General features: G+C 40.2%; 19 protein-coding genes. 14 read left to right on the forward strand and 5 right to left on the reverse strand.

What is annotated here, in order from left to right; translation table 11 throughout:
* Positions 1–13 precede the first annotated feature (13 nt).
* The 9 genes from EHO58_RS12995 to EHO58_RS13035 all read left to right on the forward strand — a co-directional run bounded on the left by EHO58_RS12995 (position 14) and on the right by EHO58_RS13035 (position 9085).
* Entirely contained in the window at positions 14–1033 is a 1020-nt protein-coding gene (locus EHO58_RS12995) for an adhesin OmpL37 family surface protein (protein WP_135680225.1), read from the forward strand.
* Positions 1033–1689, forward strand: a complete 657-nt coding sequence (locus EHO58_RS13000) for a PROCN domain protein (RefSeq protein WP_135680226.1) — start codon at positions 1033–1035, stop codon at positions 1687–1689. Before EHO58_RS12995 ends, EHO58_RS13000 begins: the two co-directional genes overlap by 1 nt.
* Before the next feature lie 107 nt (positions 1690–1796).
* The gene (locus EHO58_RS13005; RefSeq protein WP_135625928.1) at positions 1797–2918 is read left to right on the forward strand and encodes a helix-turn-helix domain-containing protein; all 1122 of its coding nucleotides are present in this window, start codon (positions 1797–1799) and stop codon (positions 2916–2918) included.
* 209 nt (positions 2919–3127) lie between these two features.
* Positions 3128–4552 (forward strand): transcription termination factor Rho, encoded by a 1425-nt coding sequence (gene rho, locus EHO58_RS13010; RefSeq protein ID WP_100709345.1) that lies wholly within the window; start codon positions 3128–3130, stop codon positions 4550–4552.
* Between the two features lie 24 nt (positions 4553–4576).
* Positions 4577–4777: a 50S ribosomal protein L31 gene (gene rpmE / locus EHO58_RS13015; RefSeq protein ID WP_008592280.1), complete on the forward strand. Its 201-nt coding sequence runs from the start codon at positions 4577–4579 to the stop codon at positions 4775–4777.
* Positions 4778–4971: 194 nt separating this feature from the next.
* Positions 4972–5766: a pentapeptide repeat-containing protein gene (locus EHO58_RS13020; RefSeq protein WP_135625929.1), complete on the forward strand. Its 795-nt coding sequence runs from the start codon at positions 4972–4974 to the stop codon at positions 5764–5766.
* Positions 5753–5944, forward strand: coding sequence for a hypothetical protein (locus tag EHO58_RS13025; RefSeq protein WP_008592353.1), 192 nt, complete (start codon positions 5753–5755; stop codon positions 5942–5944). The genes EHO58_RS13020 and EHO58_RS13025 overlap by 14 nt, the downstream gene beginning before the upstream one ends.
* A 99-nt stretch (positions 5945–6043) precedes the next feature.
* Positions 6044–7129 (forward strand): hypothetical protein, encoded by a 1086-nt coding sequence (locus tag EHO58_RS13030; RefSeq protein ID WP_135680227.1) that lies wholly within the window; start codon positions 6044–6046, stop codon positions 7127–7129.
* A 93-nt stretch (positions 7130–7222) separates the two neighbouring features.
* On the forward strand, positions 7223–9085 hold the full coding sequence (locus EHO58_RS13035; protein WP_135680479.1) for an esterase/lipase family protein: 1863 nt from the start codon (positions 7223–7225) through the stop codon (positions 9083–9085).
* Between the two features lie 274 nt (positions 9086–9359).
* On the opposite strand, the gene EHO58_RS13040 is transcribed toward EHO58_RS13035, so the two are convergent.
* Together EHO58_RS13040 and EHO58_RS13045 are read right to left on the reverse strand one after the other, a co-directional pair.
* Positions 9360–9998: a TetR/AcrR family transcriptional regulator gene (locus EHO58_RS13040; protein ID WP_135625931.1), complete on the reverse strand. Its 639-nt coding sequence runs from the start codon at positions 9996–9998 to the stop codon at positions 9360–9362.
* A 10-nt stretch (positions 9999–10008) separates the two neighbouring features.
* Positions 10009–11010, reverse strand: coding sequence for an SDR family NAD(P)-dependent oxidoreductase (locus EHO58_RS13045; RefSeq protein WP_135680228.1), 1002 nt, complete (start codon positions 11008–11010; stop codon positions 10009–10011).
* Positions 11011–11336: 326 nt separating this feature from the next.
* On the opposite strand from EHO58_RS13045, the gene EHO58_RS13050 reads away from it, so the two are divergent.
* Complete coding sequence (locus EHO58_RS13050; RefSeq protein ID WP_135680229.1) at positions 11337–12350, forward strand: hypothetical protein; 1014 nt, start codon at positions 11337–11339, stop codon at positions 12348–12350.
* Here the strand turns inward: EHO58_RS13050 and EHO58_RS13055 are convergent.
* The gene (locus tag EHO58_RS13055; protein ID WP_135680230.1) at positions 12347–13450 is read right to left on the reverse strand and encodes an AraC family transcriptional regulator; all 1104 of its coding nucleotides are present in this window, start codon (positions 13448–13450) and stop codon (positions 12347–12349) included. The two genes, EHO58_RS13050 and EHO58_RS13055, sit on opposite strands and share 4 nt — an antisense overlap.
* Before the next feature lie 160 nt (positions 13451–13610).
* On the opposite strand from EHO58_RS13055, the gene EHO58_RS13060 reads away from it, so the two are divergent.
* A complete protein-coding gene (locus tag EHO58_RS13060) occupies positions 13611–15362 on the forward strand; it encodes a C45 family autoproteolytic acyltransferase/hydrolase (RefSeq protein WP_135680231.1) in 1752 nt (583 codons plus the stop codon).
* 105 nt (positions 15363–15467) lie between these two features.
* Here the strand turns inward: EHO58_RS13060 and EHO58_RS13065 are convergent, their stop codons facing one another.
* Together EHO58_RS13065 and ispG are read right to left on the reverse strand one after the other, a co-directional pair.
* The gene (locus EHO58_RS13065; RefSeq protein ID WP_135680232.1) at positions 15468–16532 is read right to left on the reverse strand and encodes an Lcl C-terminal domain-containing protein; all 1065 of its coding nucleotides are present in this window, start codon (positions 16530–16532) and stop codon (positions 15468–15470) included.
* Positions 16533–16713: 181 nt separating this feature from the next.
* The gene (ispG, locus tag EHO58_RS13070) at positions 16714–18720 is read right to left on the reverse strand and encodes a (E)-4-hydroxy-3-methylbut-2-enyl-diphosphate synthase (RefSeq protein ID WP_135680233.1); all 2007 of its coding nucleotides are present in this window, start codon (positions 18718–18720) and stop codon (positions 16714–16716) included.
* 191 nt (positions 18721–18911) lie between these two features.
* Here ispG and EHO58_RS13075 point away from each other — a divergent pair, with 191 nt between their 5' ends.
* The 3 genes from EHO58_RS13075 (at position 18912) to EHO58_RS13085 (ending at position 22452) form a co-directional block, all read left to right on the forward strand.
* A complete protein-coding gene (locus tag EHO58_RS13075) occupies positions 18912–19538 on the forward strand; it encodes a hypothetical protein (protein ID WP_244241172.1) in 627 nt (208 codons plus the stop codon).
* Positions 19539–19915: 377 nt separating this feature from the next.
* Entirely contained in the window at positions 19916–21994 is a 2079-nt protein-coding gene (locus tag EHO58_RS13080) for an NHL repeat-containing protein (RefSeq protein ID WP_135680235.1), read from the forward strand.
* Between the two features lie 140 nt (positions 21995–22134).
* Positions 22135–22452 carry a hypothetical protein gene (locus tag EHO58_RS13085; protein WP_135625940.1) on the forward strand — a complete coding sequence of 106 codons (318 nt, stop codon included), beginning with the start codon at positions 22135–22137 and terminating at the stop codon, positions 22450–22452.
* Positions 22453–22476: the final 24 nt, after the last annotated feature.

Genomic DNA, 22476 nt, shown 5'->3' on the forward strand with positions numbered 1-22476 from the left:
AGTAGGGAAAGCTATGGGTTCGAAATATACACGCATTCTTCTTTTTATATTCGCTGCGGCGCCGATTTTTTTCACGGATAAGACTTATGCAGTTTCTCCGGACCAGACGAATCTTGCGATCCTGATAGATGAGAATAAGATAAACATAAAATTCATCAATATTTGCGTAAGTAATCTTGCACCACCTTTGGAAGAAGGTGGTGGACCTAAATCCCAGGCAGGGGTGGCAACTGCAGCGGAGAATGCTCAGTCCGGACAACAGACCACTACCAGCGGACAAACTGAACTTTTCAAAAAACTGAATACTATAGACAATTATAGATCGTTCAAGAAGGCAAACCAAGCCGACTTCAACGGAAATATGTGGTATTTCCAGAGTAATTATAGTTTATCTTATAAAAACCTGAAGGCCGCGCAAGGGGAGATGAAAGATATCTTCCAAGTAGTTCACGAAAATTATATCAAAACTGCTCGTATCCTTTTAGAAGCTGCTTCTCCGATGATCATTCGTTCTAACGATAAGATCGCACAACATTTATTGAAGTTAGGATTTAGGGATCTCAAATCCTCCGAAGATAATTTTACAAGTGCTTATAATTCCTCTCCTTACCAATTTAGAGTAAAATTAGTACTTTTTGGAGAAGGGATCAAAATCGCAAGAAGAGCCAGAAGATTTGCACTTCTCGCAATGATCGCAGCGAAAACTCCTAATGATGATAAACGTGAGTTCCAATTCGTGAACTTGGACGAGGTCAGAAATATAGCGGAGAAGGAAAATATCTCCGACTATGATCGTATCAGAAATACTTTAATTGATTATATAGATAACGAATTACTTTCTCCAAAGATTGCGCCTCCAGGAGAAGGAAAAGATAACCCTGTAGATTTGCTCGAAGTCCACGATGATAATTATAGTTTTATCACTAATGGAAGGGTTTCCTTTTTAGAAAAAAGTAATGAAGAGATCCGCGTAGACGATATCAATAAAAATGAAGCGTTACCTCCTGTTCCTGCCCAAGGAGGGAACAAGTAATGGATCTTCCTACTCCGGCCGAGATCATATCCCTTAGAGTAAAAGGCGGAAGATTTTGGAAATGGTTAGTAGTATTTTCACTCATTGCTGTGACAATACTTGCAGGAAGGATTTATTCTTCTCAGTCCACACAAGGATTCAGAGAAAGAAAAAAATCAGTGGATTCCAAGGTACGAATCTTAAGAGAGATCGGAAATTCATTCGAATCCTCTGAACTCAGAAAAGACCTCCAAAAAATAGAAAATTATTCGGCAGATCTTAACTCGGCCTCCAAAGCAGGAAGTGTCCAGGAAAAATCTGACAGCCTCGCGTTACTCGAAAGAGCACTTCCTGAATCTATGAAACGTTGGTCTGAATTTGCGGAAACTTCTTCCGATAAATTACTCCAGCATGTGGCTAAAGAATCTCGTTTTCTGAAAATGGAATCGGAAGATCATCATCCACTTACTGCAAAAGAAGAAGAAAGAGCCAATGATTATTTCAGAATGGCAAGAGAAGAGTGGTTGTCCGGAAACAAATTCCGCAGAGACGGAAATCATCTTTACGCATTAGTGCTATATAAAAGATCCTTAAAATACTCTCTATCCAGCTTGAAAGTATCCAAACTTCCTTATCCGGAAGAATACAGAAACGTTGCAAACCGTTTAGTTAAGTAATAGCCTCAGAGTAAAAAAACTATTCTCCGCGTACAAAAAAGTAGAGGAATTTTCTCGCTTAGGCTTCAAAAGAAGTCATTCTGGGGGAAATTATCCTCCTTCTCCCAATGAGAATCGAAGTTTTATATAAATTTTTTCTCTATAGCCCCGCCAGTCATTTACCAGTATGGGAAGAAGGAACAGGCTTACTAGGATTACTCCCTAAAGAAAGAGTTCTAATGGAACTCGCAGACTTGAGCGCTGCCGAAAGGGAATTTGAAAGGATCCCTGAAGAATTTTTGATCCGAGAAATTCCAGAAACCGTTCTAGCATTTTTCCAAAAACAAAGAACCATACCTGTCTTAGGTCCATTCGGAGAAAAATTAGAGGATTGGGACAAACCTAGGTTTCTCTCCGAACTTAGCAGATCTTCTTGGATGGCTAAGGAGACAGAAAAACCGAAAGTCTCTCCACAAAAAACGGAAGAAGAAAAGGCAAAACAAAGCCAATGGTTTATGGAAGTACTTCTCCAAAACTTTCCGGATGGATTAATTGCGACGGACTTGGATGGACATACTGTATTTTATAACGAGACATTCGAAAAAGATATACTCGTCAAAAAATGGTTTAGAGACAGCATTCTTCAGGCGGAAAAACTACTGAAAGAAATGTCCAAGGACTTACTTGGAAATTATCTCAAAACTCATGAATTAAGATTGGAAGAAGGTAGGCTTTCCGTTCAGACATTTATTCCGGACCTGGATTGTATCGTAAGGGTATCTATCTTAAAGCAAAAAGGAAAACCTCTGGGTTATCTATATCATTTCTCCCCGGCTTCCGCAAAACTAAACAGCCAAGATGGGGAGGGATTTGCGTTCCCTTCAGTCACGGAAGCGTTCAATCAAAAACTTCCACTCGAAACAATGTTAAAAGAAGTGGAAGGAAGTTATATTTATCATACACTTAAAAGAAACCAAGAGAATGTTTCCCATGCCGCCTTGGATCTGGGAGTGCCAAGAACCACTCTACAAAATAGAATTAAGTTTTTGGATTTAACCAGTAAGTTTAAATTGAATAAGGACCAGCCGATCCCTAGAAAGAAAACAGGCAAACAAAGTCCTCCTAAAAAGGCAGTTTCGCAGACAAACAAACCTGCGGTCGCGGAAACCAAACCAAAACCTGCTTCAAAAAAAAAGCAGGTAAGTTCTAAGAAAAAATCCACGTCTAAAAAAAGGACAAAGCAAAAATAAAAGCCTTGACAGAGTTTGTAATCTGGAAATAGTCCACATTAAGAGCCGACCCTTTCCTCTCTTCCGAGCAAACGCTCGTTTGAAAAAATAAGGGATTCCCCGGTCGCTTAAAAAAAGAACCGACTACCCGGATCCTTCAAAACCCGCTCTTAATCGAATAAAAAATGAATACAGGAAGGTCCTCCTTCCAAATCCAATAACGGTATTCCATGGCCAATCCAAGACGAGACTCCAAGCCCCGAAACAACTATCAAAACAACAATAACGACGCACAAAACGATAATAACGAAGAAGAACCGAATTTACCGGAAGATGATCCGGAAACAGCGGAGATCCGTTCCAGAAAAAGACGTCGTGGTTCCTACGAGGGACCTACACCTGCTCCTATTGATTTAGTAGCGCTTAAAAAAACATCCATTGCAGAACTGATCGAAGTCGCTAAGAACCTTGGCGTAGAGAACACAGGCGGACTAAAAAAGCAAAACTTAATATTCGCCATCCTACAAGCCCAGGCGGAGAGAGAAGGTCAGGTCCATGCGGCCGGCGTTATGGAAAGACTTCCGGACGGATATGGTTTCCTTAGATCTCCGGATTATAATTACGTTCCGGGACCGGATGATATTTACGTATCTCCTTCCCAGATCAAATTATTCGGACTCAGAACGGGAGACACTGTCGAAGGTCAGATCCGACCTCCAAAAGAATCCGAAAGATTCTTTGCTATGCTCCGAGTGGAAACCGTAAACGGATACACTCCTGATGTAGCAAGCAAACGTGCCTTATTCGATAACTTAACTCCGTTATATCCGAATGAAAGATTGAGAATGGAGCATGACCCTTCTCAACTAGATACAAGGATCGTAGATTTAATGTGCCCGATCGGAAAAGGACAGAGAGCACTCATCGTAGCCCCTCCAAGAACTGGTAAAACCATTCTGATGCAAAATGTCGCAAACGCGATCACAAGCAACCACCCTGAAGTTACACTCATCGTACTACTCATAGACGAGCGTCCGGAAGAAGTAACAGACATGGCCCGTAACGTAAGGGGAGAGGTAGTATCTTCTACATTCGACGAACCTGCTACTCGCCACGTCCAAGTTGCAGAGATGGTCATCGAAAAAGCAAAACGCCTCGTGGAACACGGAAGAGACGTGGTCATTCTACTCGACTCCATCACCCGTTTGGCTCGTGCTTATAACCAGGTCATCCCAACATCCGGAAAAATACTCTCCGGTGGTGTGGACTCGAATGCACTTCACAAACCGAAAAGATTCTTCGGAGCCGCTCGAAATATCGAAGAGGGCGGATCTTTGACGATTATCGCAACAGCGCTCGTAGACACCGGATCCAAAATGGACGAGGTGATCTTCGAAGAGTTCAAAGGTACCGGTAATATGGAAATCCATTTGGACAGAAAACTCTCCGACAAGAGGATTTTCCCTGCGATCGACATCAATAAGTCCGGAACCAGAAAAGAGGAGCTCCTACTACCTAAGGAAACCCTCCAGAAGGTCTTTGTGCTCCGAAAAGTGCTTTCTCCCATGAGCATCACAGAAAGCATGGAATTATTACTCGAGAAGATGAGACAGTCTAAGACTAACGAGAGCTTCTTGGGCAGTATGAACGCCTAATAAGATTTTGGAAAAGGGGACAACATGAAAACAGACATTCATCCTAAATACGCTGACGCCAAAATTCGCTGCGCTTGTGGGGCGGTTTACGAGACTCGCACTACGGTCGGAGACATCCACGTGGAAATTTGCTCCAACTGCCACCCATACTTCACCGGAAAATCCAAAATTCTGGATACAACCGGTCGAGTAGACAAGTTCAAGAAAAAATACAAAATCTCCTAATCGGGATTTTAGGTTTGGGGGCGTCCCCTTTGCTTTCGCAAAGGTCGGGCTCCTCCGAGCTGCGCTTGCGCTCCGGTCGCTTCGCGACTGCTACGCACTCTTCGGATCCCTGACGCGATCAAAAAAGAAATCTTCCCGCTTAAAAGTGCTTTCCTGCTCTATCAACAAAGTCTAATCTAAGAAAGGCAATTATCATGTCAGTAATGGATTTTAACAGATATAAAGAAATCAACGACCAAAGGTTGAACTATAGAGAAATGGAAGACGCCACAGTCGTTTCCAACTATAGAAACGTAGGTTGTGGAGACGGATATCGTATCTATCTTAAAATAGACGATAACAGAAAAGTCACTGATGCAAGTTATACTACCACAGGTTGTGGATTCGGGATCGTTGCACTTGCAATGGCCACAGAGATCGCTAAGGGAAAAACCATAGACGAATTGAAAAACGTCACCACCGACGACGTCGAAAAACAATTCGAGTTTCCTGAGCGTCGTAAAAATTATCCTGAGTCTGCAGTAGCAGCACTCCAACAAGCAATCCATGATTACGAAACCGGAGCAGGAGTTCCGAAAGAAAGAAGGATCACTGCCGCAAAAGCAAAAGAGATTCTTGCGGAAACCGGAAGCCTAAAAGGTCAGGACTTATCTTCTATCATATTAGAAAAAGAAGATCTACATGGAGTGGATTTCTCCGGAGCAAACTTAAACAACGCATTCTTAACCAACTGTAATTTTGCAGGAGCCAATTTTGAAGGTGCACGACTTCGTGGAGCCTTCTTGAATGGAGCGGACCTAACAGGCGCCAATCTAAAAGGTGCGGATTTACGTTGGGCAAAACTCGCGGGGGCCAAGATAGAGGGTGCGGACTTTACGGACGCAGTCTATGATATAGGCACCAGAGTGGACCAAAGACAAATACATATTTTCTCTTCCATGAAGAAGGAAGGAAAAGATATCTATATGGAGAAACATGAAGCCGGGTGATAAAGCTAAACTAACTAAAAGAAGTTTTCTTTTAAAAGGAGTGATCGTACTCACCGGCGCTCAAGTGGAGATCCAAGAGATCAATGGAGACAAAGTTTCCGTCCTATATAATGATCGAGAAGGATATCCTCACACAATCGAAGATCTCACCCTCGCAGATCTTGCTCCTATAGAATAATAAAGCTCACGCTAAGCCGCTAAGATTAGAAATTAAAAAATTTCTAATCTAAATTCAAGAACATTGTCTTATTTCGGGTTTATTTGGATTATATTAAATATGATCCGGGCACTTCTTATATTTTTCCTTGTTCAAGGAGTTTTAAGCGCGGAAGAAAAAATTCCCTCTCTTATGCCTGTGCCGGTAGGAGGGAACTTATGTAGATACATTGACGAAGAAGGGAATTTTAAATTTAAAACCTATTATAAATGTTCTGATTTCGAATCTGATATGGCTGTGGTGTACGGAAGGGATTATTCACACTCACTTATCGATCAGAAAGGGAAGGAAATTAGAAAGCTACCGTCCGGATACGAATACATCGGGGTGAAAAACGAAAAGATCAAAATCCGAAAAGACGGACGATTCGGAATGATGGATTTGAACGGTAGGATCATTGTAAAACCGGAATATCCTATTTTAGGATATGAATCCGAGGGAAGAATCGCATACTGCGTACAACACATAAGGGATTGCGGTTATTTAGATTCGAACGGAGAAAAAAAATTAGGCGGGGATTTTATCCGAGTAGATGATTTTAAGAACAACACCGCCAAAATTCATAACAAAGAAAATCAAATTACAATCATCGATCTAGAAGGAAAAAGTATTCTGCCGATAGGATCGGAAGCTCCTTGTGGCATGGGGGAAGGACCTTTTCCGGTTATTTCCGGCCCAAACAAAGAGATCCGCTATTATAGTTTAGATGGAAAATGGAAAGATCTACCTACAGGCGTAAGATTAGTATCCATATTTTCGGAAGGATTTTCTTTTTTCTATAAGGATCGTTCTTTCGGAGTTTTGAATGAAAAATTCGAGATCGTTTGGGAGAAACCGTTTCCGGATCTGAATAAACTTTTTATTTACGAACATAGTCCTGTCACTGACAAGGATAGACAAAACTCAGTTTGTTATTTGCCATTACAATATAAATCCGGATTTGCGCTCGTCCCCCTAAAAGACCCGTCCTATCATATTGAATTTCTGGATACTAAGGGAAATCCGCTTGGAACAGTAAGATTTATCAATGCACAATATTTTCGTGGAAATTTAGCAAAAGTAGAATTTACAAAAGAACATTTGGTTTACCAAGGGATCTTAAATCGTTCAGGCAAGATCATCTATACATATTTAAAACGAGATTAGATGAATCCGAGATCTTGTAAACTTACCTAAATAAGAGATTGCATTTTATCTAAAACAAGTTCTTTAGAGAAAGTGATCCGCTTTTCAAAAGGCATCCTTGTCTTCTTATTTTCGACCGCGTTCTTGATCGGATGCAGTTCTGCAACGTATTCCACAATTTCTTATTCCAAATACGAACAGATACGTAGTGTTCGAGCAAATGCAATTTCTTCCGAAGAGCTAAGCCTAATTACGACCAGATTTTTAAAAAGTAATGATCTATACAAAAGATACCAGGAAGCCCCCAGAGTAGTCATCTACGATCTTGATAACAGATTGGTTGCATTAAAAACCAGAGAGCTCGCGTATTATCTTTCCGAATTATGTTATCATGTAGGATCCGAATTGGACCTGGAAGACCCGATGTTCGCAAGGATGTTTGCTTCTTCCTTAGTATATTCATATACGTATCTATTCGATAAAAAAGCTATCCCTGCAGCGGATCCATTCTCCATGGAATTTAGATTTGCATTAGAAACATATAATAGATCACTCGCACAATTGGTTCGATTTGCCAAAAGGAATAGGAAACTCGCGAATCTAACCGATCTAAACCTTCCGCTCATAAGAGGCGCACTCTCCATGACCAGGGCAGAAGTGGAGACGGCCTGGACTCCAAAAAACTTCTTAGAGGTCGAAGTCGCTTACGATTATAAAAATGCGGGATTCTCCAACCAAATCAGTAAATTCGGGATAGGAACTCCTCTTATCCTAATTAGAAAACATCCTGAAAAAGAACCGGAAGAAAGAAGAAAATACGAATTCGTAGCCGGAGTAGGCCAGGCATATCCCGGGACGGCTCTTCTGACCCTGGAAGAGTCTTATTTAGAAAATCGTAATTTAACTTTAAAGGCAGTTATACATCTATACGATCCTGTGCATAGGGACCGTGTCCAATTTTCCGGATTGGATTTGCCGATGGAAAGTGATACGACCACTCCTTTGGCGTATATGTTGTCAGGGGCGGAAAAGAGAGACGGATTTTTTGCGAAGTTCGACGGAGAGGTGGCCTTAGAAAGAAAGGGCCTCTATCTAGTATACCCATACAGAAAAGGAAAAATCCCAGTGGTGTTTGTGCATGGGCTTGCTTCTTCTCCTTTTATTTGGTTTCCAATGATCAACGAACTTTTGGCGGATCCTAAGATCAAGGATAACTATCAGTTCTGGGTATATTGGTACCCTACAGGAAATCCGATCACGATTTCCGCCGCGGATTTTAGGGATACACTTAGAGATTTACGAAAAACTTATGATCCGAAAGGAGAAGATTCCTCTTTCGATAAGATGATGATTGTGGGCCATAGTATGGGTGGACTTCTATCCAAACTAATGGTAACCAGGAGTAAAAAAGAAGATTGGATGAAAGTTGCGAATGTTTCTTCCGAAAAATTCGAATCACTTAACTCAGAGTCAAAGTTAGAAGTAAAAAGAGTATTCGAATTCAAACCGTTACCGTTTGTAAAAAGGGTGGTGTTCATTGCGACACCGCATAGAGGGTCCAATCTTGCCGAAGGATTTTTAGCTTCTATCGCAAGGATCTTATTCGTACTTCCAAAAGGTGCTCTTCATAATATAGGAAAGGCCTACAAATTTCTAACCTCAGATTCCGAAGAAGAATCTATTCTTCCGGAAACCTATGGAGTAGATGGACTTTCTCCAAATAGTCTGTTCATGAAAGTCACCGGAGAATTAAAACCTGAGGTTCCTTTTCATTCTATCATAGGAAATTCTAAGTTTAGGGATTTGGAATGGATCAATGATTCCGTAGTTTCTTATGATAGTTCTCATATAGATGGAGCGGAATCCGAACTTTTGATAGATTCGGATCATTCTGTCCAAGATCATATGCCTACAATTCTGGAGATCAAAAGAATTCTCTGGGAACATTCCGGGATAAAAAATTTCATTCCCAAATAATATTATAATTTATGAATATTTTATGAAATTCATAGCTACCTTTTTTCTAAAAACGAATATCCAATTTGGAATATAAGATACTTTCTATATTCAATTTGGGATAAGAACATTTTTCCATATTTAAAATTTTTATGCCTGTATTGCCGGTGCCGAACGTTAGTGTTGTCAGCAGAGAGAAGTTCCAAGTGGAACCTTGCACAAAATAGAAAGCGAATTAACTCGGATCGGCAGCGCGGTAGAAATTCCTTGGTCAGTGCGCTGCCGGTCTTCTCTTTTAAGAATTCATTCCTTTCCAAAGCCAATCGAAGGATTCCGAAAGTGTTTGGTCGAGCTCTCCTTCTAAAAGCCAAAGATTTTTGTTCAAAAATGCTTCCTTCACTTCTTTGGGCGGGTTATGATGTTGCCAAAGCATTAGGCCTAAAAAGTAAAAACGTAATATAAATTTTCTGGCGTTTACGATTGTAAGTCCGGTTTCTCTGGAAAGCCAGATCCTCGCTAGTTCGTCCATTCCATCCGAAGTATTCTTTTTGAATTCGTACAAAAAGTCTTGGTCCACATTACTTTCTAAAATTCCGGGAATGATCAATCCTACAAACATGAAAATTTCGTTCTGTGAAAACTGATGAATGATCTTTTCTTTTAGCTTGGCTAAAGAATATTCAGGACCTTGCAATAGTTCGCCCATTTCCTTAAAAAAGGATTCAGTTTCTTGCAAATGAAGTGTGAGAAAAATTTCTTCCCTGGTCTTGAAATAAAAATAGATCACACCCTTGGTGACTCCTGCGGCTTCCGCGATCTCCTGGGTGCTAGGTAGAGGATGTTTTTGTTTTACCAGAAGTTCCCGCAAGGCAGCCACGATGGACTGCTTGCGTATTTCCTTTTCTTCCGGCCTTCTGGCTCTTTTTTTATCCACTCTCAGGAAACTATACGGCAGCGGACAACATCCAGTCAACCGTCTCTTGGAGTGATTTTTTGACAGGCATAGGTTTCCATTGGAATTCTTTCGACAGTCGATCCGAATTGTATTCTTGTTTTCTTTGCAGATAATCTTGTACTATCTCGAAATTGATCTGTCTGTCTAAACCTGTGACTGCATGTTTGAAGGCATCCAGGTAAGGCATGACTCGAACGATAAAGGAAGGGAGTTCCTTTCCGGTTGTTTTTGCCTTAGGATGGATCTCTTTGACTAGTTTACAAACTTGAGAAACGGAAAGAGTTTCCCCGGTTGCAATATATCTTCCTTGTGCAGAAGGATTTTCATAAGCCATGATATGTGCCATCGCAACATCTCTGACATCCACGTAAGAAAAAGTCATCTTAGGTGCGAATGGAAGTTGCCCTTTTAAAATGTCCTGTATCAACTTTAAGGAAGAAGTAGGTTGGGTGAACTGTGGTCCTAAGATAGTTCCAGGAAGAACAGTCACTAGATTCAAACCTAATTTTTTAGAAATCTCCCAAGCCAATTTTTCGGATTGGGTTTTGGAAATCGCATAAGGTTCTTTTGCGGAATCATTCCATGTGGATTCGTTCAGAGGAGATTCTCCTTCCGCAATTGTTCCCACAGCAGCGATACTGGATGTGTATACTACCTTTTTGATCCCAGCCTTATGTGCTTCTTCCAAAACGTTTCTGGTCCCGTTTATATTCGGTTCCACAACTTCTTTTTGAGGATCTTTGGCGGTTAGATTGAAGGCCGCCGCCACTTGGAAGAGGCCATCCTGTCCTTGGAGCGCTTTACGAAGAGATTCTCTATCACCCAAATCGGCGGAGACTAACTTCACTCCTAACTTTTTAAGGTTAGCAGTTTTTTTAGAGTCGTTTGCATCTCTAACCGCAGCTGTTACCTCATAACCCCTTTCCTGAAGAAGTTTTACTAAAGAAAAACCCAGGTGCCCGCTCGCACCGGTTACCAATACTTTTTGCATGAGTTCCTACCTCATTAATTAATATACCATTGGACTATAAATAATATGCCAATAGTCAATTATTTTTTATAAAAAGACCGCCGGACTGAAAATTTCAGGAAAAATTTAATACTGTCAATTTGGCGTATTTTTGGACTAATGGAAAATCGTTCTATTCGGAAGTTTTTCTCATTTCGTTTAACAATTAAAAATGATCACCCAAATAGGAGAAGTATTCTGAATGATATTCTTTCTTGTCAGCCGACTTCCTTTAAAAAATATGTCTTAACTCCGACGCCATTCGCCAAGGAGAGTAACGTGTTAGTTGGAAGGTTGAATCACTTCTCGTGAAATTGATTTATTTTATTACAATATTATTACTTACTACATCTTTATTTTCTCAGGAATCTCCTACGAATCCCGTAAATACGAATCCTTCGGTCCAAGGATCTGAAAATACTAATCAGGTTCCAGAACCGAACAAAACTCCATCTTCTTCTAAAAAAATTTCAGAGCTGGGCTTCAGGATCATGAAATCAGAATATGATCCGTACATATACCAATCGAACGCAAATATTGCACAACAACAGGTAAATCGAGATTTTAATCTGACTGGAAACATTAGGACTATTTATCCTCTGTATTTCAAATTTATAGATGAAGAAAAAAAGTATGGGGTAGAGTTCTTATTTTCCCAAAATGCTCTCACAAAGGCTCACTATTATTATATTTATGGGAATGATGCCGGTTATGGTTTTAGAAGAAGAGATGTCTCTGATTTAGAAAGAAACGATTACAAGTTAAACTATTTGTCTTATGCTCTGACTCCGTTCGGAGAAAAATTATATTTCGGAGCCGGATTAAGAAAGATAGATACTAATATGTGGTCCGGAAGTTTATCCGGAATTGGCTCGGAAAAAATCCATACATTAGGTCCTCAGGTTGCGATCAAAAGTAATTTACGTTTATATGATTCTCTTTATTTGAATTTGAGTTTGGAATTTTATTATACGGAAGGGCGTAGGAGCCTTAGCTGGCAAGGTTATGATACGTTCTTAGAATGGACAGGATCAAGTTTTGAGGAATTCGCTTTTTTATATAAAGAATACTCTCATCATAATACTATGGGAGTGTTTAGGGGTTCCGAACTTGATATTTCCTTTTCTTATATCTTTTTTGAAAAATATAAATTGTACTTCGGCTATAACTATAATAGGTCTAATTTTTCATATAAAAATTATTCGGATCAGTACGTTACTTATTATCAATTTACGGATGCGATTAATATTTATCCCCAGACTCCTGATTCGGGAAGGGAGAAGATCCGGGGATATTATTTCGGGATTTCTGCAGTTTTTTAGGACTTGTTTGGATTCCCTTTCTGTTTTCTATACAGAGCAGGCGACATTCCAATAAACTTTACAAACTGAGAATGAAAGGTGGATTTAGAATTAAAACCCACTGCGAATGCGATATCTAAAACCGAACTATCGGATTCTTCCACCAAACGTTTGCAGGCTTCTTGTACTCTATACCGATTGATTAGTTCGTAAAAATTCATTTTGTGAACTTCGTTTAAGTATCTGGAAGTTTGGTGCAAATTTAATCCAAGTTCGGCCGCTAGGTCCACAAGTCTCAATTCGCTATCTCTATATAAGTTTCTAGTTTCTAATAATTCCTTAAGTTTGGAATTTGCCACTTCTATTTCTTTGGAGAGAAGTGGGGTATTTTGGTATTTTGCACTTTGGATAACTTCACTGATCTCATTAAAAAATCCAGGGTGCCTTTCTCTGACCAAGAAGAGTAGAAGCACCATTACGCAGATAAGGGAGGCCCCTAACTCGAACAAATATTTGTTTTTTAGGAAATAGGCGGTTCCTATAAAACTATTTGCGAATACCGGTAGAAGTAGTAAGAACCATACCAGTTTTAACTCGTACATTTCATATCTTCTGCTAACTTTATGATAAAGATACAGGCAGAACAGTGAATAAATGGAGACCTGGATACTTGCGATAAAACTTCCCAAGTGAGCCCAATCTAACCTGAATTCTTTGGCTCCCTGTATTACCTGAGCTTTCAATTTCGAGCTATCTTGGGAAAAGAAAATACATTCAAAAACGGTGAATAAGATCACCGGTGAAAAATGTAGTCCATAGCGGATGAGTTTTTCTTTCGGGCTTTCTTCTTCTGTCGCTAAGAAGGAACGGATATAGGTGTAGATCAGCGGCCCTACGGATAATACGCTTGTGTGTAAGAATATAAATAGATAAGGAAATTCTAATAGATCATCCTGTAGATACCAGGAGTATCTGAGTAGGATCGTCCCAGTTAGGATCATTATAAGCACCAAGATCCGATTCCCGGAACCTGGACGGATAATTTCCAGATAGGCGTATATAAATGCGGCTCCGGCCCCAAATTGCAGGAATTTCAGTAAAAATATATGTAGGTATTCCATAGATGGCTTTTTGAGCCGGATGCTATTTGATTCTCCTGCCGACATTCTGCAACTCGCTTTCGCGTCAAAAAGCGGCACAACAAGTCCGATCCGATAAGTTCGGCTATCCGAACCTATGGAGGCGGTCGATGACTATTCGAATATCTGTTAAGATTGGCCCATGAATTCGGAAACATATCCATTAGCAGTACTACAGCTCAAGGGTTCCCAAGAAGAGATGGGAAGACAATTTGGCGAGATTATGAATGAGATCGGGCAGTTCGAGCCGATCTTTGATTTTTATCCTGTGATGGCCCGCAATCTTCTATTGGGGAGTTTGCCTCGTAGCAATCGGAATTTTTTAGCGAAGGGTGTTACTTCTCTTCTGGTGAATTGGATGTCTAGAAGAATGATGAAGCATAGGCCTTCTGAATTTTCTGCGAGGACAATTGCTGCTTTAACTTCTGCGGGTCGTTCTGCGAAATTAGAGAAAGAACTTTTCACAATGGATTCCTTCCAGAACTCCGTTGGATTTTTGGGTATGATCCAGCTTCTTCCTGAGCTAGCACATATGAGTCCGGGCAGAAGTCCTCAAATGATTCCGGCTTGTACGAGTGTCGCCGTTTGGGGAGATCAAAGTCAGGACGGCAAATTATATCATGCGCGCAATTTCGATTTTCCAGGTGTAGAAGTTTGGGATAAACGCCCGATCGTTGTTTTCTGTACTCCTGAAAAAGGTTTACGTTATGGTTATATTGCATGTAGGGGTGCGGATGTTCCCGGGATCACCGCTTTCAATGAGGCAGGCCTTACAATCGCATTCCATACTCGCTTTCATAAAAAGATAGGCTTTAACGGTTTGGGAGTGATCGATTTCGGTCATAAAATTATCTCAGAAGCAAGATCTATCGAAGAAGCGGTGAGTATCGCTAAAAAACATAAGATCAATTCTACTTGGGGTATGATCATTACAAATCATAAGGAGAAGGGACCGAAGGCTGCGATCATAGAGACAAATTACGGAAATGTGGATGTGGTTTATCCTAATTTAGGAAAAGATCATATTGTTAATACAAACCATTACCAAAGTGAAAAGTTACAAGAAGGGGAGATTATGGCAGCTCCCGTTTTTTATCATCATTGTATTAGTCGTTTTGATAGAGCAGAACAACTTCTATCTTCCCAAAAGAAAAAAAAGGGAACCAGTGTTGTAGATCTTCAGAATCTTTTGGACGATACTATCGATTGCTCGAGCGGAGAAGTCCGTACAATGGGTTCCACGATCCGTCAGATCACTTCGGTTAAGTCGGTAGTGATGAGTGCAGAAGCTCGTAAAATTTTTGTCTCCGTCGGTACTGCTCCTACTAGTAGCGGCCCTTATGTGGAAATTCCAATGGCTTGGGGCGAACCTGGTTATAAACTTTTGGATCTTTCTGATTCCAAAAAAGGAAAAGTGAAGAGGGTTCCGAAGTCTAAAAATCTTAAGGTGGGATCTGCGATTCAACATTATAAAAAAGCAATGCTTATCAATGACGATCCAAGTATGGGCGGAATTGATGATATTCTTCTGGAATTGCAGAAGGCGAACGAAGAATTTATAGGAAAGGATCCTTCTATCCTATTCTTAGAAGCGATTTTATATCTGGAAAAAGGAAATCTGAATAAGGCCGCGTTCTTATTGGAGCAAGCGGAAAGTTTAGAGACTTCTTCTTTCAGAAAGCAGCAAAGTGCGTTGTGGCTGGCGAGAACTCAGTCAGTTTTGGGTAAACAAAAAATAGCGGATCATTTCTACGATAAGATCAAAAATTCTAAAACGGAATTTTCTACTCAGGTTTGGAAACAGAAAGCGTTTCAAGACAAGGGTAAATATTCCGCTAAGAAGTTGAGACAGGTTTCTCCTAACTTTATTATCGTAGAAGCGAACGAGTTATAGAGAAGAGTTTTACACAGAGATCGCTGAGAACACGGAGTGTCATGTAGGAATTCCTACATCTAATCAAATCTCTGTGTTCTCGGTGGACTCTGTGCGAAATTTAACTCAAGGATCCGCCACACAACGAGCGCGAACATTACTTGTGTCCGACTTAGAATAACTATACATTTGGTAGACCATCTGAGCGTGGGCAGTCGTTAGAGCGTTATTGGCAGTAGTTCCTGTCCATGCAATGGATGCTTGTATACTATTCGGGAAAAGTGAAAGTGGAAGATTCGAATTACCGATCGAGGGCTCCGAAATAAAGAAGGATTCTCTATGTGATGGAAGCCTCCAATCCGTTCTCGATGCAAAGTTTAGATTATTGCAATAATCTAATGCTTGCTGCCAATTTAATGGGCTTGCGGCTCCCGTACAAGTAGAGTCATCCGCCTGTCCATACGCACATTTTTTAATTATAAGTCCGGTATTCGTTTCTTGTAAAGTACCGTCTCCCAAATCCGTGAAACTTGCATTCGGTGTTTTAGGACCAGATACACAACGGATAGGCATGTTTGTAGTCTCATCAATTGGAGTAATACCTCCGTAGGAATAGAATAAGTATCTTCCGAAAAAACCCACTGCAGGTGTGGATGTCCAACCTCCGGATGCTTGTCCGTTCGGGAAATAGGTGCTAGATAATAGATTTGTTTGGGAATGATCTCCGAAAAGAGCAGATTCTCTGGCAGTAGGAAGTCTCCAACTTCTTCCTGCAGTGGTTAAAGAATTACAATATGCGTTCGCCACCTGCCAATATACATTGATGATGGAACCGATACAAGTGCTTCCGTTCCAAATCATTCCGAATGGACATCTTTGCCAAGTTAGACCGGAACTTTCTTCTAATATTGTTTCACCCGAATCTTGGATTTGTAATGAAAATGGGGCTGGAATATTCGTGAATTCTCCGTCTTCGCCTGTTCCTGTACATCCACGCGTTGCTCCGCTTGTATCATAACAAGTTGTCTGGTTCGAATCTGGAAGTTGAAAGGAGAAAGCTGCAGGACTCGCAGCGCTTGTTAGGCTTAAAAGAACGGAAGTTTCTAGATCATAATTTTTATGTTCTACTTCACAATTCCATAGAACTAAGGATGTCAGGAATAGAATATACAAGGACCTGTACTTTTTCATTTGAGAAATTCCAATTTTAAAATATTCTTATAGGTTGATATATCCTAAAGGAAGGATGGCAGACAGAATATAGGGAAAATCGGCCGACTTTCCTATGAAAGTTTGGAATTTTTACGTTAGGCGGGATCTATTACCCAATTGGGATATTTAAATTATTGTGAAATTCTTGAAAAAGAAAGATCTAAAAAGTATTTTCACTGGCCACTGATTCTCTCTCCATCCACATTCCGGAGTCTTTGATCAATTGGACTAATCTTTCGTCCGCTTCTTCGGAAGGGACGTTTTTAAGTACGATTTCTTTTCCACGGTACAAATGGACTTTACCTGGGCCTGCACCTACGTAACCGAAATCCGCATCCGCCATCTCTCCGGGACCGTTTACGATACAGCCCATAACAGCTATCTTAACACCTTTTAGATGACCTGTTTTTTCTTTGATTCGCGCAGTTGTGGTTTGTAGATCGAATAAGGTTCGTCCGCAAGAAGGGCAGGAGATATATTCCGTTTTTGTAAGTCTTAATCTGGTTGCTTGTAGTATATCAAACCCGAGTTGTAGAACTGCTTCGGGCTCACTATCGATTACTTTGATACGAAGCATATCCCCGATCCCATCCGTCAACATTCCGCCGATTCCGATAGAAGATTCGTATAATGCAGTTTCCATGTCCGGATATTCTGTACTTAGGAGAATAGGATAATCAAAATCGCTGAGTATTCGTGCTAATTTTCTGTAATCGTGTAATATATGGAAAGTTTGTATGGAGAATGCTATTGATTCTATTCCTGCGTTCTTAAATTCTTCAGGAAGTCCTTTTAGGCTTTCGATTTGGTAGGCCTGGACATTTAGTTCAGTAATCCCTTTTCCTTCTCTTTTATGCAGAAATTCTAATAAAGAATCCCTGTTTTGGAAATGATGGAATGGGTCTACTGTTACTTTAGGGAATGGGATCAGATCTTCTAATACGTCTTCGAGTAATAATTCGTTTTGTTCTACGATGACCCCCACTGGAACCGAGGAAGATTTAATTGCAGAAATACATTCTTCTCTTAGGAATTCATCGGAAGGAAGTGGTACTGAAACCATTTCCAATTCTAAGGATCTGGATCTTGCATAACTTTTAAGTGAGGATAGTTCCTGCGAAAATCCGCTTTCGGATTCGAAAGGTAATACTGATTCGATCCGAACTGCATGATTTTCTCCCAGAGGAAGACTTCCTATTTGGATCGGTCTGCTATAAAATCTTTGGTAAGAATAAGGATTTCTGAATTCGGAATATCCTTGGCTTTGTGTTTCCGGAAATCTGAGTTTATTATATTTGTCCGCGAGTAATCTTGCGACTGGAACTTCGTGGATTGGATCTTCCGTTAAGGAAACTCGGATAGTATCTCCTAATCCGTCTTCTAATAGGGAGCCGATACCGATTGCGGATTTGATCCTTCCGTCTTTCCCGTCTCCTGCTTCAGTTACTCCTAGATGTAATGGATAGTCCATCTGCAATTCCATGAAACGACTGCATAATAATCTATATGCCTGGACCATCACCTGTGGGTTGGAGGCTTTCATACTTACTATAATATCTTTATAAGAAAGACTTTCTGCGATCCGGATAAATTCTATCGCAGATTCCACCATTCCTTGCGGTGTGTCTCCGTATTTATTCATGATACGATCAGATAAGGAACCATGATTAGTCCCAATCCTCATGGAGACTCCCAGTTCTTTGCAACGAAGTACCAATGGACTGAATACTTCGGAAATTCTTTCCAACTCTTCTTTGTATTCAAGTTCCGTATAGTCTCTGATCGCGAATTTTTTCTTATCAGCGAAGTTACCTGGATTGATGCGGACCTTCTCCACCCATTCTACCGATTTCATAGCAACGCTTGGGGTAAAATGGATATCAGCAACGAGAGGGACTTTACTTCCTAACTTTTTAAGTTCCTTACGAATATTCGGTAAGTTATCCGCATCCGGTTGAGAAGGTACAGTCAATCGAACGATCTCACAACCTGCAGCCTCTAATTCCAAAATTTGTCTAACTGAGTTTTCTGTGTCTCTTGTATCCGCAGTGATCATGGATTGGATGCGGATCGGATTGTTTCCGCCTATTCCAACATCTCCAACTTTTACCTCTCTGGTTCTACGGCGTTGGTAAGAGAATGGAGAATGATTGTATCGGAAGTTCATGAGTGCTCTCTAGTTCCATTAAGAAGGGCCCGAATCACTTGTCATTTAGGATTTTTCCAGATTAAGCCCGAATCTGAAAGGTTTTTGGGGATTTGTAGTGGATCTTACCTCAAGATATAACAGCCAAAAGGGCGGGCAAATTGAATAAATTGACTGGAAAAGCGGAATAGGCAGGATTGTTGGAAACCGATATGAAATTCCTGAAACGTTTTTTTGCTAAGATAGAATCTCCGGGAGAGGCGGAGTTTATATTAAATTTTTCCGCTTATATTCTGTTTTTGATCGGGTTTTTGCAGAGTATTCTTTTCGCCTTTCTTTTGGGATCTTTTCGGAACTTCTATATGGATGTTCTTCTTATTTTTATTTTTGGATTGGTGATACGATTTTCCAGGAGTAGGGTTTCCGTTATTCTTCTTTGTATTTATTCTTTGATCATTCTTATCGGTACAACCTTAACTTGGTTCGGGATTGCGGCGGGTGGTGGGAATAATATATTTCTGGCATTATTTTTACTTCTTCTTTCCATTCGTACTACCCAAGTAAATTTTCAATTTCATAAACTTACGGATACAAAACTTGTTTGGAAAAATATTTGGGTCCGCCATCTGATCGCGATCGGTTTTGCATTTATACTTTTTTCTTCCTTCTTTATTTCTTTTATAATGATCTCTAAATTTTTAGGGATCACGGAGATGAATAGCCTTCATGGAGAAATTATCTTCGAATCGTTTCCCATCTCTTATATTCTTCTTTTACTTCCGGGGCTTCCTTGGGCTCAAAAAAGAAGAATGTATACTGTCTCTGAAACTTTTTCTTGAACGCCGGTCTATATTCCGATTTTTGAACATGTTTTGGATAGAAGGTTGGCTGTAGCAATTGTTACAGTATTTTTGAGCTTTTACTCACTTTTTTTCCGAGAAGATTAAAAAATCTAAAAAGAAAATAATCACGGTTTGTTGTGCTATTAACTGGCCGGGGAATCCACATACACACATAACGTTCTGATTTGTCCGAAGTTTTGAGATCAAAGCATTCGATCAATCCGTATAACAGACGTTTGTTCCCCGTTTTGTGTCGTTCATTCCGAACGACCCCGAGAAAATTTTAAATAACTCGGAAAAATACACCAGGGACGAGCTGATTGGGAAAAACGCCGGAAGCGGAAATTAGAAAATTTTAATATTTTTCGAGATTTATGAAAAAGTCAGTTTTACTTGTTTTAGTTTTTAATATTTCCTTTTTAGTAGGATGTTCTTCCGAAGGAGGAGGAATTGATCCTATATCCGCGCTTCTTGCTACAATTTCTCCCGGTTCTCCCGGCACGGAAAATCCTCCACCTGGGGAGGCTGGAACTCCTACATGGTTGAGCGCGTCTGATGCGGTATTCAGTGATAAGGTGGAAATCCGTTGGGATCCGGTTCCTGCTCAGGAATACAGAGTTTTTAAAAAATTAGTATTCGAATCCACTTACCAACAAATCGGTTCGGTAACTGATCCTGTTTTTACGGATCCAATTTCAGATTCTCAAAGTTTATTTCAATATGCTGTCCAAGTTGTGGATCTAGAAGGTAAAGTTTCTCCTATTAGCGTTTTTGATACTGGAACAATTGCATTCAATTCTTCTTGTTCTACGAAATTGAATTCTCTAGGAGGAGGGACTTCTCTTTATTCTAGATTTAAGAATGGTTTTCCAGGAGTAGCAAGTTCGGTTTCTTCTTGGGGGAATTCTGTGCTTGTTGCAAGCGGCGGAAATGTCTATTTGCTGAACGTGAATGGGGATATGATCGGTGTTTGGACTGGGATCTCTCCTAAGGCAATGGTTGTAGATGTTTCTAATCGTATCTTTGCTTTGGTAGGAATGAAAGTATTCGAATTGAATTCCGATTGTACCCAAACAAGTTTAATCGATCTTCCATCGGATTCCGTTCCTAAGGATATTGCCTTGGATACATTAGGCAATTTGTATATTAGCGAAGCGAATTTCGATACGGGCACGGATCGTATTTTTAAATATTCTTCTGCAGGGAATTTACTCAAAACTTGGGATCTACCGGGAACATTCAGACAACCTTATGCGATCTATATTCATCCTTCTGATAATAGTCTGTTAGTAGCAGACAATTCTAATTTTGATTTGTTCCAATATGATATTACCGGGGATACTCCTGTTCAACTAGCATCCAAACAAATTACCGTCGGCCAGATCATTGATATGACTATGAGTGGCGGACAGATCCTTGTTGCTATCCAACAGAATACTTTTCCGGATAACGGACCTTATCTAGTTCGATTCCATAGTGGAATGTCCGGAGGTTCGGTGACTATGAAAATTAATCCGGCAGGACCTTCTACGATCCAAAGTATTGCAACAGATAATCGTAATGGAAACGTCTTTGCAGTAGATACGGAAAGATCTTCTATTCTTTCCTGTTCTGCTCCTATCTTTTCCAATTGTTCTCCAAGTTTAGTTGGAATTGCTCCTTTAAGAATTGTTCGGGACGATAAAAAGAATTTTTATATTCTTCATACGACAAAACAGATCACAAAGCTGAATCCGAATGGAGCTTATCTTTCTAGTTTTGTTTTGCCCGCTTTCCAAGGACGTTCAGTCCAAGGAAGTGATCTGGAGATTGATGGGGACTTCTTATATATTTCAGGAAGAAATTCTTCGGATGCAAGGGTTTTAATAAAAGTTAAAACGGATTTTACCGGAGTAACTACTCGGACATTACCTGCGAATTCATTCGTTGCTTTTACGAATATCGCTGTGACTGGCGGAAAAGTATTCAGTGATTATGTGGATTTAGGAGAAGAAGATAGTTTCACTTATTTGAATTTCTCTTCTATCAATGGAGGAGGGGATGGGAATTATTTAGATAATTCTTATAGAGAATCTTTCATAATGAGCACTGTGGAACTAGAGACTGATTATGCCGGGAATTTTTATCACATGCTGATCGGCATGGGCGATACTGATATCCATACTTCCATTTCTAAGTTCAATTCCAATACATTAGAATGGAATAATTTGGTCCAATCAGCTACGACTCCATTCCTACAGATCACAACGGATAAGTCAGGGAATTTATATACCTTAGAAGGAACTTCTAATAATGGATATAAGGTGTTTAAGAGGGATGGCAACTTTGCCGAGTTGAATCAAATATCTATACCTACGAACCAGATCTCTACCGGGGCGTTTTATGTATCAGACACAGGTGATTCTTCTTTCCTTGCAACTCCATGGACTCTCCATCGAGTTATGTTACCTTAATGTGAAGTCGCTCATCGGTAGGATTTTAATTTTTCAAAAGTAAAAAAATTCTATGGTCCAAATTTGAGATCGGGGGGTGGAAAATCCGATACTTTGGTTATAGAAAGTCTGGAAAGATTTTCAAATAAAAGGCCCCCCGCATGGAATTTCTGGAACCTAAAGATCTAACGGAAAATAAATCCTACCGGATCCGCCTAACCGTGGCCATTTATAGAAATAATATTTTATCTTATAAGAACGATATAGTAGTTCCTTCGGTTTATATGAGAAGAAATGAAGCGAGAGCTCATATTCGTAAAGAAGTGACAGAACGTCTGACTCATTCTTCTTTTTTCCGTTCTCCTCGCCCTGATTATGATCTGGTTCGTTATTCTGAAGAAGCGACCTGCAACACATTCCTGAGATACAGGATCATCAGCGGAAGTCCTACAGAAGAAACTTTACCTAAGACCGTTTAAGAAAGATTCGTAACTTAATTGTCT

The sequence above is a fragment of the Leptospira selangorensis genome (assembly GCF_004769405.1).
Classification (GTDB): domain Bacteria; phylum Spirochaetota; class Leptospiria; order Leptospirales; family Leptospiraceae; genus Leptospira_B; species Leptospira_B selangorensis.